The 14,421-nt window shown below is 64.6% G+C and carries 10 protein-coding genes; 9 read left to right on the plus strand and 1 reads right to left on the minus strand.

What is annotated here, in order from left to right:
- The first annotated feature begins 65 nt into the window (after positions 1-65).
- The 9 genes from gltB (at position 66) to RBB18_RS08590 (ending at position 13,812) form a co-directional block, all read left to right on the plus strand.
- Positions 66-4,598, plus strand: coding sequence for a glutamate synthase large subunit (gene gltB, locus RBB18_RS08550; protein ID WP_306110875.1), 4,533 nt, complete (start codon positions 66-68; stop codon positions 4,596-4,598).
- Between the two features lie 117 nt (positions 4,599-4,715).
- Entirely contained in the window at positions 4,716-5,444 is a 729-nt protein-coding gene (gene mtgA, locus RBB18_RS08555) for a monofunctional biosynthetic peptidoglycan transglycosylase (protein WP_103763648.1), read from the plus strand.
- A gap of 58 nt (positions 5,445-5,502) precedes the next feature.
- The gene (locus tag RBB18_RS08560; protein WP_103763647.1) at positions 5,503-6,168 is read left to right on the plus strand and encodes a glutathione S-transferase family protein; all 666 of its coding nucleotides are present in this window, start codon (positions 5,503-5,505) and stop codon (positions 6,166-6,168) included.
- Positions 6,169-6,285: 117 nt separating this feature from the next.
- A complete protein-coding gene (queG, locus tag RBB18_RS08565; protein ID WP_306110876.1) occupies positions 6,286-7,335 on the plus strand; it encodes a tRNA epoxyqueuosine(34) reductase QueG in 1,050 nt (349 codons plus the stop codon).
- 44 nt (positions 7,336-7,379) lie between these two features.
- Entirely contained in the window at positions 7,380-9,380 is a 2,001-nt protein-coding gene (locus RBB18_RS08570) for a hydantoinase/oxoprolinase family protein (protein WP_306110877.1), read from the plus strand.
- A gap of 88 nt (positions 9,381-9,468) precedes the next feature.
- The gene (locus RBB18_RS08575) at positions 9,469-10,668 is read left to right on the plus strand and encodes a glycine C-acetyltransferase (protein ID WP_306110878.1); all 1,200 of its coding nucleotides are present in this window, start codon (positions 9,469-9,471) and stop codon (positions 10,666-10,668) included.
- On the plus strand, positions 10,665-11,585 hold the full coding sequence (locus tag RBB18_RS08580) for a PLP-dependent cysteine synthase family protein (protein ID WP_274593621.1): 921 nt from the start codon (positions 10,665-10,667) through the stop codon (positions 11,583-11,585). The genes RBB18_RS08575 and RBB18_RS08580 overlap by 4 nt, the downstream gene beginning before the upstream one ends.
- Positions 11,586-11,600: 15 nt before the next feature.
- Entirely contained in the window at positions 11,601-12,632 is a 1,032-nt protein-coding gene (gene tdh, locus RBB18_RS08585; RefSeq protein ID WP_211286154.1) for an L-threonine 3-dehydrogenase, read from the plus strand.
- Between the two features lie 169 nt (positions 12,633-12,801).
- Positions 12,802-13,812, plus strand: coding sequence for a GlxA family transcriptional regulator (locus RBB18_RS08590; protein ID WP_306110879.1), 1,011 nt, complete (start codon positions 12,802-12,804; stop codon positions 13,810-13,812).
- Here the strand turns inward: RBB18_RS08590 and RBB18_RS08595 are convergent.
- On the minus strand, positions 13,769-14,302 hold the full coding sequence (locus tag RBB18_RS08595; protein WP_371931612.1) for a glutathione peroxidase: 534 nt from the start codon (positions 14,300-14,302) through the stop codon (positions 13,769-13,771). The genes RBB18_RS08590 and RBB18_RS08595 overlap by 44 nt on opposite strands.
- Between the last annotated feature and the right edge of the window lie 119 nt (positions 14,303-14,421).

The raw sequence follows: 14,421 nt of genomic DNA on the forward strand, positions 1-14,421 counted from the left end.
GCGTTTTCCGCCACGTTAGAGACTGTTTTTCGGGCCATGCCCGCACCCATTGAAGGGGTATAGTGATGACGAAATTCGATGAAACCTGGGCCGCTGGCGAAGAGGCCAAGCGCAACTGGACGGCAGAAAACGGCATGTACGCCCACGAGGAAGAGCATTCCTCCTGTGGTGTCGGCCTTGTGGTGTCCGTCAACGGCAAGGAAAGCCGCAAGGTGGTCGAGGCCGGGATCGACGCGCTCAAGGCGATCTGGCACCGGGGCGCCGTCGATGCCGATGGCAAGACCGGCGATGGCGCCGGCATCCATATCCAGATTCCCGCGCCGTTTTTCTATGACCAGGTGCGCCGCACCGGACACGAGCCGCGCGAAGATCAACTTCTCGCCGTTGGTCAGGTCTTTCTGCCGCGCACCGATTTCGGGGCGCAGGAAACCTGCCGGACCATCGTGGAAACCGAAGTGCTGCGCATGGGGCACTATATCTACGGCTGGCGCCACGTGCCCGTGGATATCAGCGTGCTGGGCGAAAAGGCAAACGCGACCCGCCCCGAGATCGAGCAAATCCTTATTTCCAACGCCAAGGGTATCGATGTCGAAGATTTCGAGCGCGAGCTTTACGTCATCCGCCGCCGGATCGAGAAAGCCGCCGCCGCCGCCGGTGTCGGGCAGCTTTACATCGCGTCGCTCAGCTGCCGCAGCATCATCTACAAGGGCATGATGCTGGCCGAGCAGGTCGCGGAGTTCTATCCCGACCTCAAGGACGAGCGGTTCAAGTCGAACTTCGCCATCTACCACCAGCGTTATTCCACCAACACCTTCCCGCAATGGTGGCTGGCGCAGCCCTTCCGCATGCTGGCCCATAACGGCGAGATCAACACGCTGAAGGGCAACACCAACTGGATGAAAAGCCACGAGATCCGCATGGCCTCGCAGTCTTTTGGTGAAATGGCCGACGACATCAAGCCGATCATCGCCCAAGGATCGTCGGATTCCGCCGCATTAGACTCTGTTTTCGAGGTCCTGGTGCGCGCCGGACGCTCGGCGCCCATGGCGAAAACCATGCTGGTGCCCGAAAGCTGGTCCAAGCAGGCCGAGGAACTGCCGCAGGCGTGGCGCGACATGTACTCCTACTGCAACTCGGTGATGGAGCCGTGGGACGGCCCCGCAGCACTTGCCATGACCGATGGCCGCTGGGTCTGTGCCGGGCTCGACCGGAACGGGTTGCGCCCGATGCGGTATGTGGTGACGGGCGACGGCCTTGTGATCGCGGGGTCCGAGGCCGGGATGGTGCCGATCGACGAGGCCACCGTGCGCGAAAAAGGCGCGCTGGGCCCGGGCCAGATGCTGGCCGTCGACACGCAGAAGGGCGTTCTTTACCACGACACCGAGATCAAGGACAAAATGGCCCGCGCCCTGCCCTTTGATGAATGGGTGGGCAAGATCACCGACCTCGATGAGCGCCTTGCCGGGGTGACCGAGACGGCGACCTGCGAGGGCACGGAGCTGCGCCGCCGCCAGATTGCCGCGGGCTATTCCGTGGAAGAACTGGAACAGGTTCTCGCCCCCATGGCCGAGGACGGCAAGGAGGTCGTGGCCAGCATGGGTGACGACACGCCCAGCGCGGTCCTGTCCAAGAAATACCGCCCACTCAGTCACTATTTCCGCCAGAACTTCAGCCAGGTGACCAACCCGCCGATCGACAGCCTACGCGAATTCCGCGTGATGAGCCTGAAGACCCGGTTCGGCAACCTCAAGAACGTTTTGGACGAGTCCAGCAGCCAGACCGAGATCATGGTGCTGGAAAGCCCCTTTGTCGGCAACGCGCAGTGGCAGGCGATGCTGGAAAGCCTGAACGCCGACGTCTGCGAGATCGACTGTACCTTCGAATCCGGGAAAGGCGCGCTCAAGGCCGGGCTGGAACGGATTCGCGCCGAGGCCGAGGATGCCGTGCGCTCTGGCGCTGGGCATATCGTGCTGACCGACCAGGGCGTCAACGAGACGCGCATCGCCATGCCGATGATCCTGGCCACCAGCGCGGTGCACAGCCACCTGACCCGCAAGGGTCTGCGCACCTTCACCAGCCTCAACGTGCGGTCTGCGGAATGCATCGACCCGCATTACTTTGCCGTTCTGATCGGCGCGGGCGCGACCGTGGTCAACGCCTACCTCGCCGAGGACAGCCTCGCCGACCGGATCGAACGCGGCCTGCTGGATTGTTCGCTGACCGAAGCCGTGGCGCGCTATCGCCTCGCCATCGACCAAGGCCTTCTGAAGATCATGTCGAAGATGGGCATCAGTGTCATCTCGTCCTATCGCGGCGGTCTGAATTTCGAGGCTGTAGGCCTTTCCCGCGCCATGTGCGCCGAGTACTTCCCGGGCCTTGTCAGCCGCATCTCCGGCATCGGTGTCAGCGGCATCCAGGCCAAGCTGGAGGAAATCCACGCCACGGCCTTCCGCGGCGGCAAGCACGTGCTGCCGATCGGCGGCTTCTACAAGTCGCGCAAATCGGGCGAAACCCACGCCTGGGGTGCGCAGACGATGCACATGATGCAGATGGCCTGCAACAAGGCCAGCTTCGAGCTGTGGAAACGCTACAGCCAGGCGATGCAGGCCAACCCGCCGATTCACCTGCGCGACCTGATGGCGATCAAGCCCATGGGCGAGGCCGTGCCGCTGGAAGAGGTGGAAAGCGTTACCGCGATCCGCAAACGCTTCGTCACGCCCGGCATGTCGCTGGGGGCGCTTAGCCCCGAGGCGCACAAGACGCTGAACGTCGCCATGAACCGCATCGGCGCGCGCTCTGACAGTGGCGAGGGCGGCGAGGATCCGGCGCATTTCGTGCCAGAACCCAACGGCGACAACCCATCGGCCAAGATCAAGCAGGTCGCGTCGGGCCGCTTCGGCGTGACGGCGGAATACCTCAACCAATGCGAAGAGCTTGAAATCAAGGTCGCCCAGGGCGCCAAGCCCGGTGAGGGTGGCCAGCTTCCGGGCATGAAGGTGACCAAGCTGATCGCGCGTCTGCGGCACTCGACCGAAGGCGTGACACTCATTTCGCCGCCGCCGCACCACGACATCTACTCGATCGAGGATCTGGCGCAGCTGATCTATGACCTGAAACAGATCAACCCGACCGTGAAGGTCTGCGTCAAGCTGGTGTCGCAATCCGGTGTCGGCACCATCGCCGCCGGTGTGGCCAAGGCCAAGGCCGACGTGATCCTGATATCGGGCCACAATGGCGGCACGGGCGCGTCCCCCGCCACGTCGATCAAATATGCCGGCCTGCCCTGGGAAATGGGCCTGACCGAGGCGCACCAGGTTCTGTCGATGAACAACCTGCGCAGCCGCATCACCCTGCGGACCGATGGCGGGCTGCGCACCGGGCGCGACATCGTCATGGCCGCGATGATGGGGGCCGAGGAATACGGCATCGGCACCGCCGCGCTGATCGCCATGGGCTGCATCATGGTGCGCCAGTGCCAGTCCAACACATGCCCCGTCGGCGTATGTACCCAGGACGAGTCGTTGCGCGAGAAGTTCACCGGCAATGCCGACAAGGTGGTGAACCTGATCACCTTCTACGCCCAGGAAGTGCGCGAGGTGCTGGCCAGCATCGGCGCGCGCAGCCTCGATGACGTAATCGGACGTGCCGATCTGCTGACCCAGGTCAGCCGTGGCTCGGCGCATCTCGATGACCTGGACCTCAACCCGATGCTGATCACCGTGGATGGGGCGCAGCACATCACCTATGACCGCAACAAGCCGCGCAACGAGGTGCCCGATACGCTGGACGCCGAAATCGTGCGGGATGCCGCGCGGTTCCTCAACGATGGCGAGAAGATGCAGCTTCACTATGCGGTCCAGAACACGCACCGCACCGTGGGCACCCGCGTCAGCAGCCATATCGTCCGCAACTTCGGCATGCGCAACGCGCTGCAACCCGATCACCTGACCGTCAAGCTGACGGGCAGCGCGGGTCAGTCCCTGGGCGCCTTCGCGGCACCGGGGCTCAAGATCGAGGTGTCGGGCGATGCCAACGACTATGTCGGCAAGGGCCTGTCGGGCGGCACTGTCGTGGTGCGCCCCCCCATGGTCAGCCCGCTTGAGGCCGCCGATAACACCATCATCGGCAACACCGTCCTTTACGGTGCGACCGAAGGGTACCTCTTTGCCGCCGGTCGCGCGGGCGAACGCTTTGCCGTGCGCAACTCTGGCGCCAAGGTCGTGATCGAGGGCTGCGGCAGCAACGGCTGCGAATACATGACCGGCGGGATGGCCGTGATCCTTGGCTCCGTCGGCGCGAACTTTGCCGCGGGCATGACCGGCGGCATGGCCTTCCTCTATGATCCAGAGGGCGACACGGACAAGCTGATCAACCGCGAGTCGGTGGTGACCTGCCCGGTCACCGAGCTGCACTGGCTGACCCAGCTCAAGGACCTGATCGAGCGTCATGTCGAGGAAACCGGCAGCCGCCGCGCCGCCGAGATCCTGCAATACTGGGAGGCCGAGAAAGACAAGTTCGTGCAGGTCTGCCCCAAGGAAATGCTGGGCAAGCTGGAGCATCCCATCGGCATCGAGGACAGCGCCATTCCGGCGGAATAGGGGCTGAATCATACTTCGGCTGGGGGAATGCAAGCCATGCCCCCGGCCGGGATACCTTGGGCCGGAAGAAACTGTCGATTGACCATCGGACCCCGGTTTGCACTATTGCGGGCAGCGATGGCCAGGAAAACACGCAGCAGAAAATCCAAGCCCTCGGTGATGGATCGCATCGCCGCCCCCGTGGTGTGGGCGCGTGTCTGGATCGTGCGCGTGTTCCTGATCGTCGTGGTGATCGTCTGCGGCACGATCCTGGCACATCGCTGGTGGGCCCCGCCCGACACGCTTTACATGAAGCAGGAAGCCTTTCGCCTGGGCGAGATCCGGCACCAGTGGGTGTCGCTGAGTGACGTTACCCCGGTGATGGCGCGGTCCCTGGTAGCAGCCGAAGACGCCAACTTCTGCCTGCACTGGGGTTTCGACATGAACGCCATCCGCGACGCGCTGGAAGACGGCAGCGGGCGGGGCGCCTCGACCCTGAGCCAACAGGTCGTCAAGAATGTCTATCTCTGGCACGGGCGCAGTTGGACCCGAAAGGCGCTCGAAGCGGCTCTGACCCCGGTGGTCGAGCTGCTCTGGTCCAAGCGTCGGATCATCGAGGTCTATCTGAACGTGGCCGAGTTCGACGAAGGCATCTTCGGCATCGACGCCGCCGCGCGGCATTATTTCGACGTGGCCCCGGACGCGCTGAGTGACGTGCAGGCGGCGCGGCTTGCCGCCATCCTGCCCAACCCCAAGGGCCGCTCTGCGTCCCAGCCCAGCAGCGCGACCCGCAAGCGCGCCGCCGGTATCATGGACGGGGCGGCCACGATTCGCCGTGACGGGCGCGCGGCGTGTTTCGAGGATTGAAATGGGCGCAGATTGCGGGCATTGAAGAACAGATTTTCGCCAGCCGCCCGGAGTAGACATGGCCAAGCTATACCACGTTCCCCTCTCCCCCTTCTGCCGGAAGGTGCGGCTCTGCCTCGCGGAAAAGCGGATCGAATGCGAGTTGGTCGAGGAACGCTACTGGGAGGCCGATCCCGATTTCCTGCGCCGCAACCCGGCGGGCAAGGTGCCGGTGCTGCGTCTCGACGGCATGACCCTGGCGGAAAGCACGCCGATCTGCGAGTACCTCGAAGACAAGTACCCCGAGCCTGCCCTGCTGCCCAAGGCGCATGAAGGCCGCTACGAGGTGCGGCGCCTTGTGGGCTGGTTCGATGACAAGTTCCACAACGAGGTGTCTTCCAAGCTTCTTTATGAGCGGGTGAACAAGAAGGTCATGGGCCAGGGCTTTCCCGACAGCAGCAACGTCAAGGCGGGCGCCAAGGCGATCAAGTTCCACCTCGATTACATGGCGTGGCTGCTGGACCGCCGCCGCTGGCTGGCTGGCGACGTGATGACGCTCGCCGATTTCGCCGCCGCCGCGCACCTTTCCAGCCTCGATTATATCTCGGACGTGGACTGGAACCGCTCCGAAGTGGTCAAGGACTGGTACGCCAAGATCAAGTCGCGCCCGGCCTTCCGCAGCATCCTGGCCGACCAGGTGCCGGGTTTCCCGCCGCCGGCGCATTATGCCGACCTTGATTTTTAAAGCGTGTCGCGCAAAAGTGGGGACCGGTTTTGCGCTCCCCGGATATGCGGCACCTAATGAGGGGCTTTGCCCCTCGGCCTGCGGCCTCACCCCAGAGTATTTGGGCCAAGAAAAAGCATGGATGGGCTGAAACAGAGACTGGTGGCGCAGGCCCTGGCCGAAGGCTTCGACCTTTGCCGTGTGTGCCGCCCGGGTGACGTGCCGCAGGTGCCCGAGCGGTTGGCGGCCTTTCTGGACAAGGGCTATCACGGACAGATGGCGTGGCTGGCCGACCGGGCGCAGTGGCGCGGCGCGCCCGATGTGCTGTGGCCCGAGGCGCGCTCCGTGATCATGCTGGGCGAAAGCTATACGCCCGAGAGTGACCCGATGGCGACGCTGGACGACCCCGAGGTTGGTACGGTCTCGGTCTATGCCCGCAACCGCGACTACCACGATGTGGTGAAGAAACGGCTGAAGCGGCTCGCGCGTTGGCTGATCGCGGAAGGCGGCGGCGAGGTGAAGGTGTTCGTCGATACCGCCCCGGTGCCGGAAAAGCCGCTGGGCGAGGCGGCAGGGCTGGGCTGGCAGGGCAAGCACACCAACCTGGTCAGCCGCGACATGGGCAGTTGGTTTTTCATCGGGTCGGTGTTCACCACGCTGGAAATAGACACTGATCCGGCGGAAGTTGACCATTGCGGCTCTTGCCGGGCCTGTCTTGACGTGTGCCCGACCGATGCCTTTCCCGCGCCCTACCAGCTGGATGCGCGGCGCTGCATTTCCTACCTGACGATTGAGCACAAGGGTCCGGTGGACGAGGACTTGCGCGAAAAGATGGGCAACCGGATTTATGGCTGTGACGATTGCCTTGCGGTCTGCCCTTGGAACAAGTTCGCGGTCGAGGCCACCGAACTGCGCTATCACGCGCGCGACGATCTTGTCACGCCGCCGCTGGCAGAGCTGGCCCAACTGGATGATGCCGGATTTCGGGCGCGGTTTTCCGGCAGTCCGATCAAGCGCATCGGGCGCGATCGCTTCGTGCGCAACGTGCTGTACGCCATAGGCAATTCGGGCCGCCCCAACCTGCGACCGGTGGCGCAGGATCTGTGCGACGACCCGGACGCTACCGTGGCCGATGCGGCGCAATGGGCGGTAAAGCGTCTCGATCATGCCGCAAACGGGCGCGATTAGCCCTCGATTTCCCGTAAGCCAGAACCCAGACAAAGGGGACACTCATGGCAATTCTGTTGGGCGTGGATACTGGCGGCACCTATACCGACGCGGTTCTGGTGCGCGACGAGCGTGAGGTGATCGCAAGCGCCAAGGCGCTGACCACGCGCCAGGACCTGTCGATCGGCATCGGTGACGCAATCGAGGCGGTGCTGGCGAAAAGCGGTGTGACGTCCGATCAGATCGGGCTTGCCTCGCTGTCCACCACGCTGGCCACGAATGCGCTGGTCGAGGGGCAGGGCGGTCGCGTCGGGCTGGTCTGTATCGGGTTTCGTGAGCGTGATCTTGACACGCATGGCCTGACAGAGGCGCTGGCCGGGGATCCCGCACTCGTGATGAGCGGCGGGCACAACCACGCGGGCAGCGAGGCGGCACAATTAGATGAAAGCGCCCTTTCCGCTTGGTTAGACACTGAATTGGGTGCCTCTGCCTTCGCCGTCGCCAGCCAGTTCGCCACCCGCAACCCCAGCCACGAGTTGCGCGTGGCCGAGATGATCCGCGCCGCGACCGGCAAGCCGGTCAGCTGCTCACATCACCTGTCGGCCAAGCTGAATGGCCCGAAGCGGGCGCTGACCGCGCTGCTGAATGCGCGGCTGATCGGGATGATCGCGCGGCTGATCGAAAAGGCCGAGGCGACGCTGAACCGGTTCGGCATCGACGCTCCGCTGATGGTGGTGCGCGGCGATGGCGCGCTCATTTCCAGCGCCCAGGCGCGGGAACGCCCCATCGAGACCATTCTCAGCGGCCCGGCCGCCAGCATCGTCGGCGCGCGCTGGATGACCGGCGCCGATCACGCGCTGGTCTCGGATATCGGCGGCACCACCACGGATGTCGCTGTGCTGCGCGACGGCCGCCCGATGATCGACCCGGCGGGCGCGCAGGTGGGTCCGTGGCGCACCATGGTCGAGGCGGTTGCGATGTGCACCACCGGCCTCGGCGGCGACAGCGAGGTGCACGTGATCGACGAAGGGTTGGTTGGCGGCGTCACGCTGGGCCCGCGCCGGGTGGTGCCGGTCAGCCTGATCGCGTTGGAAGATCCCGTCGCCCTGCACGCCGTGCTGGACGACCAGTTGCGCAACGACACGCCGGGCGAACATGATGGCCGGTTCGTGCGCATCGTGCCGGGCGTGGACGCGGACGGACTGGGGCCGAAAGACACTGCGCTGCTGGAGCGGATCGGCACTGGCGTTCAGCCGCTGGGCACGGTGCTGCGCAACCGGATGGACGGCGCGGCGTTGCGGCGGTTGGTGGCGCGAGGCCTCGTGCAGGTGGCCGGCGTCACGCCGTCCGATGCCAGCCACGTGCTGGGGCGGCTCGATGCCTGGGATGCCGGGGCCGCGCGCAAGGCCGTGCAACTGGTCGGCCGCAAGCGCACCGGCAATGGCAACCGCCTGTGCCCCGACCCCGAGGCGATGGCGCAGGTGATCGTCGATCAACTGACCCACCAGACGAGTCTGGCCTTGTTAGAGACTGCTTTTGCCGAGGACGACCACGACTTCGGCCTGCCTGCCGCACAGCTGGCGCGGCATGTCCTGATGCAGAAAGGGCTGGACCGGCATCGCGGATTGGTGCGGCTCGATACCGGGCTGAACGTGCCAGTGATCGGGCTGGGCGCCTCGGCCAGCAGCTATTATCCGGCGGTCGGCGCGCGGCTTGGCTGCGACATGATCCTGCCCGAACATGCCGGGGTCGCCAATGCCATCGGCGCGGTGGTCGGGCGCGTCACGATCCGGCGGCAGGGCACCATCACCAGCCCCGCCGAGGGCCGCTTTCGCGTGCATCTGGAAACCGGGCCGGAGGATTTCGTCGAGTCCGACGAAGCCATGGAACGGCTCGAAGACGTGTTGAAATCCGATGCACGTCAGACAGCCCTCGCCGCTGGCGCGGAGGATCTTCAGACGGACATTTCCCGCGACATCAAGACCGCGCAGGCCGAGGCGCGCGAGGTTTTCCTCGAGGCCACAATCACCGTCGAGGTCAGCGGCCGGCCGCGCATCGCCGCGTGACCGGGTCACCCATCTGATGGCTGCGCTTGTGATCGGCAGCTGTTACATTGAGTATTCGAGGAACGATGAACGCCAGAGGGAGCGCACCATGCGGGCGGCCGAGAAATTTGACGCGGATATTGCCGGTCGCCTCGACGGGCTGCGCGATGACGGGCTTTACAAGACCGAACGGGTAATCACCTCGATGCAGGCGGGCGAGGTCACGCTGGAAGGCGGGCACGAGGTCGTGAACCTTTGTGCCAACAATTACCTTGGCCTTGCCGACGATCCGGAGGTGATTGCCGCCGCGCACGCCGCGCTCGACCGCTACGGGTTCGGCATGGCCAGCGTGCGCTTTATCTGCGGCACGCAGGAAGAGCACAAGGCGTTGGAAGCCCGGATTGCAGACTTCCTGGGGACCGATGACAGCATCCTGTACGCCGCCGCCTTCGACGCGAATGCAGGTTTGTTCGAGACGATTCTGGGTCCCGAGGACGCCATCATATCCGACGCCCTGAACCACGCCAGCATCATCGACGGTGTGCGCCTGTGCAAGGCGCAGCGCTATCGCTATGCCAACAGTGACACGGCGGATCTGGAACGCTGCCTGAAAGAGGCGGAGGGCGCGCGCCACCGCCTGATCGCCACCGACGGGGTGTTCAGCATGGATGGCTATATCGCCAAGCTGGACCAGATCTGCGACCTGGCCGAGCGCTATGACGCGATGGTCATGGTCGATGACTGCCACGCCACCGGGTTCCTGGGCGACACCGGGCGCGGCAGCCATGAACATTGCGGCGTCATGGGCCGCGTCGATATCCTGACCGGCACGCTGGGCAAGGCGATGGGCGGTGCCTCGGGCGGCTATACCGCGGCCAGCGCGCCGGTTGTGGAATGGCTGCGCCAGCGCTCGCGGCCTTACCTGTTTTCCAACACGCTGGCCCCGGTCATCGCCGCCGCGTCCTTGCGCGTATTTGACCTTTTGGAGGAACGGGGCGACGCCTTGCGAGGCCAGCTTTGGGACAACGCCGCGTATTTCCGCGAGCGGATGGGCAAGCTGGGCTTCGAGCTGTTGCCCGGGCAGCATGCGATCATCCCCGTCATGCTGCGCGACCCCAAGCTGGCGCAGGAGATGGCCAAACGGCTGAACGACCGCGGCGTCTATGTCACCGCCTTCAGCTTTCCTGTCGTGCCGCGCGAACAGGACCGCATCCGCACCCAGATGAGCGCGGCCCTGACGCGGCCCATGCTGGACCGCGCCATCGACGCGTTCGAGGCGGTGGGCCGTGAACTGGAGGTCATCCCGTGACCGTCCTGCCCTCCGTCATCGAGGCCATGGGAGAGACCCCCTTGGTCGAATTGAGCCGGATCAGAGACGCATTGAACCTCGACGGCTGCATCCTCGCCAAGCTCGATTACCTGATGCCGGGCTTTTCCAAGAAGGACCGCGCGGCGCGGGCGATCATCGAAGGCGCGCGTGCCACGGGCGAGCTTGCGCCGGGCCAGACGGTGGTGGAACTTACCTCGGGCAACATGGGCACGGGTCTCGCCATCGTCTGTGGCGTCTTGGGGCATCCGTTCGTCGCGGTGATGAGCGAAGGCAATTCCGAGGAGCGCGCCCGGATGATGCGGGCGTTGGGGGCAGAGGTGATCCTCGTCCCGCAGGCCAATGGCAGCCGCAAGGGCGAGGTATCGGGCGCGGACCTCGCGCTGGTCGAGGCCGCCGCGCAGGACATCACCGCGGAGAGAGGCGCCTACCGCGCCGACCAGTTCGAGCGGGCGGGCAATCCCATGGCGCACGAGATGGGCACCGGGCCAGAGATCTGGGCGCAGTCGGGCGGCGCAGTCACCGCCTTTTGCGACTTCGTCGGCTCCGGCGGCACGCTGGCCGGGGTAGCGGCCTATCTTGGCCCAAAAGGCGTGCGCTGTTACGGCATCGACCCTGACAAACCCGGCCATCCGATCCAGGGCGGCGGCTATTCCATGCCGGACCTCACGCATCTGAAAAACGCCAATCTGGCCGGAACAGTCACTGTTTCCGGCCGCGACGCCGCCGAGGCCGCCCGCCTGCTGGCCCGCACCGAGGGCATATTCGCCGGCTATTCCGCCGGGGCCAACCTTGCCGGCGCGATCCAGCTTCTGGGCGGCGTGGAACAGGGCGGCACAATCGCTATCGTGATGTGCGACAGCGGCCTCAAGTATCTCAGCACCGATTTGTGGGACTAGACCATGCAGAACCAGATGAAAGCCCTCGTGAAGTCCAAACCCGAACCGGGCCTGTGGATGGAACACGTGCCGGTCCCCGAACCGGGGCCGAGCGACGTGCTGATCAAGGTCAAGAAATCGGCCATTTGCGGCACTGACGTGCATATCTGGAAATGGGACGAATTCAGCGCCAAGACCGTGCCCGTGCCCATGGTCGTCGGCCACGAATTCGTGGGCGAGATCGTCGATATGGGCCCCGCCGCGCTGAAATACCGGATCGGCCAGCGAGTCAGCGGCGAGGGGCACATCGTCTGTGGCGCCTGCCGCAACTGCCGCGCCGGGCGTGGGCACCTCTGCCGCAACACCAAGGGCGTCGGCGTCAACCGCCCCGGCAGCTTTGCCGAGTATCTCTGCATCCCCGAATCCAACGTGGTGCCGATCCCCGAGGATATCCCCGACGAGATCGCCGCCATCTTCGACCCGTTCGGCAACGCGGTGCACACCGCGCTCAGCTTTGACCTGGTGGGCGAGGATGTGCTGGTCACCGGCGCCGGCCCCATCGGCATCATGGGCGCTCTCGTGGCGCAGAAGGTCGGCGCGCGAAAGACCGTGATCACCGACATCAACCCCTATCGCCTAGACCTCGCCCAAAAGATGGGCGTGCAACACGTGGTCGATACCAGCCGCGAACAGCTGCGCGACGTGATGGATCAGATCGGCATGACCGAAGGCTTCGACGTTGGCCTTGAAATGTCCGGCGCCTCGGCGGCCATGCAACAGATGATCGCGCGCATGAACAACGGCGGCAAGGTCGCCCTGCTGGGCATCGCTCCCACCGAATTCCCGGTCGACTGGAACACCGTCATTTTCAAGATGCTGCATATCAAGGGTATCTACGGCCGCGAAATGTACGAGACGTGGTACAAGATGATCGCGCTGGTGCAGTCGGGGCTGGACGTGTCCGGCCTGATTACGCACCGGATCGGCATCGACGCGTTCGAGGAAGGCTTCGCCGCGATGATCTCGGGCAATTCCGGCAAGGTGGTGATGGACTGGGGCGTGTCCTGAGGCGATGCACCGGTGCAGGCCGAATTTGGCGGATCGGGTCGAGTCATGTCGCCTGCGGACATCTTCGTGCCGAAATCAAACGCGACGGGCAGGGCCGGTCAGGATGAAGAGTACACGATCATGCCTCCCGCCGGGGAGCCTTTCGTGACCCACAGCCAGGGACCTCTCGATGCGCGACAGCACCCAACCGCCGAAACGGTATGTCTTCCTGCTGATCCCCGGCTTTTCCATGCTGGGCTTCACCTGTGCGCTGGAAACCCTCAGTCTCGCGAACCGGCAATCCAGCACCCGCGACTACTATGAATGGCGCCTTCTCAGTGCCGATGGCGCCGTCGCGCGGGCCTGGAATGGTGTCACCGTGGCCGTCGACGGCGCGCTGGAGGAGTTGCGCCGCGACGATACGCTGGTGGTCTGTGCCGGACATGCGGCTGCGGCGGGCAGCACCAAGGACGTACTTGCCTGGCTGCGCCGCGAGACGCGCAAGGGTATCAGTTTCGGCTCGCTCAGCAGCGGCGCCTATACCCTCGCGCTGGCGGGGCTGATCGCGGGGCGGCGGGTCAGCACCCATTGGGAATATGTCGATGCCCTGACCGAGGCGCTGCCGCAGGTCACCGTGCAGGACACGATCTATTCGGTGGACGGCCGCGTGTTTTCCTGTGCCGGTGGTGCCTCCTCGATGGACCTCATGCTGCACCTCATCGGCGAGGATTACGGGCCCAAACTGGTGGAATACGTGGCCGAGCAGATGGTCTATACCGCGCCGCGCGACCACAGCCAGTCGCAGCGCCTGTCGCTGCCCGCCCGCGTCGGGCGTGGCAACCGCCGTCTGACGCAGGCGATCGAGATCATGCGCGGCAATATCGAAGACCCACTGAAGCTCAGTGAACTGGCGGCGATGGTCGGCGTCTCGGTGCGGCAGTTGGAGCGACTTTTCATGGCCTTCCTCAATATCTCGCCCAGCCGCTATTACCTCGAAATTCGGCTGGAAAAGGCTCGAAATCTGCTGCGTCAGACCGAGATGAGCATCACCGACATCAGCGTTCTCTGCGGTTTCACAAGCCCCACGCATTTCTCGCGCGCATATCGCAAGCTGTACAGCATCGCCCCCAGCAAGGAGGCCGACGCGATCACGCCGATCAGCCGCCCGTCCGGGCCAGCATCTTCTCGATCTCGCCGGTGATCGTGGACGACATCGGCTTGACGGGCGAACCGTAGGTGCCCACGACCTTGCCCTCGGGGCTCAGCAGGATCTTGTTGAAGTTCCAGCGCGGCGTGAACCCGGCTTCCTGTGCGACCGAGCGATAGAAAGGATGCGCGTCCGCGCCCCGTACCTTGGTGATGCCGGTCATCGGCAAGGTCAGGTCATAGTTCACCTCGCAGAAATCCTTGACCTCGTCCTCGCTCGCCAGCTCCTGGTTGAAATCGTCCGACGGCACGGCCAGCACCACCAGTCCCCGGTCGCGGTAGGTGTCGTAAAGCGCCTGCAAATCCGAATATTGCCCGGTGAACCCGCACATCGACGCGGTGTTCACCACCAGCACCGGCTGACCTTGCCAATGCGACAATCGGTGCGTGCCGCCGTCAATATTGGTGAAGGTGGATTGCAGGTCCAGCGCAAGCGCGGGAAGGGCGAAAACAGCGGCCACGAGGCCGAGAAGAAAGCGCATCATCATACTCCGTAATGATAGAGCGTTACGTGCCGTGGCCCAGCCTGGATCATTCGCGTCATAGCGGCCTTGCACGCTTGTAGATTGATTTTGCCACTACTTTCGGTCAGGTCAATGGGACG

This window comes from Roseovarius sp. MMSF_3298, from assembly GCF_030733705.1.
Classification (GTDB): domain Bacteria; phylum Pseudomonadota; class Alphaproteobacteria; order Rhodobacterales; family Rhodobacteraceae; genus Roseovarius; species Roseovarius confluentis.

What these genes read in the sequence shown, in the direction of transcription:
- RBB18_RS08575 (WP_306110878.1), top strand. Translation starts at nt 9,469, where the DNA reads ATGCGGGCGGCCGAGAAATTTGACGCGGATATTGCCGGTCGCCTCGAC.
- queG (WP_306110876.1), top strand. Translation starts at nt 6,286, where the DNA reads ATGGATGGGCTGAAACAGAGACTGGTGGCGCAGGCCCTGGCCGAAGGC.
- RBB18_RS08595 (WP_371931612.1), bottom strand. Translation starts at nt 14,302, where the DNA reads ATGATGCGCTTTCTTCTCGGCCTCGTGGCCGCTGTTTTCGCCCTTCCC.
- mtgA (WP_103763648.1), top strand. Translation starts at nt 4,716, where the DNA reads ATGGCCAGGAAAACACGCAGCAGAAAATCCAAGCCCTCGGTGATGGAT.
- gltB (WP_306110875.1), top strand. Translation starts at nt 66, where the DNA reads ATGACGAAATTCGATGAAACCTGGGCCGCTGGCGAAGAGGCCAAGCGC.
- RBB18_RS08590 (WP_306110879.1), top strand. Translation starts at nt 12,802, where the DNA reads ATGCGCGACAGCACCCAACCGCCGAAACGGTATGTCTTCCTGCTGATC.
- RBB18_RS08570 (WP_306110877.1), top strand. Translation starts at nt 7,380, where the DNA reads ATGGCAATTCTGTTGGGCGTGGATACTGGCGGCACCTATACCGACGCG.
- RBB18_RS08560 (WP_103763647.1), top strand. Translation starts at nt 5,503, where the DNA reads ATGGCCAAGCTATACCACGTTCCCCTCTCCCCCTTCTGCCGGAAGGTG.
- tdh (WP_211286154.1), top strand. Translation starts at nt 11,601, where the DNA reads ATGAAAGCCCTCGTGAAGTCCAAACCCGAACCGGGCCTGTGGATGGAA.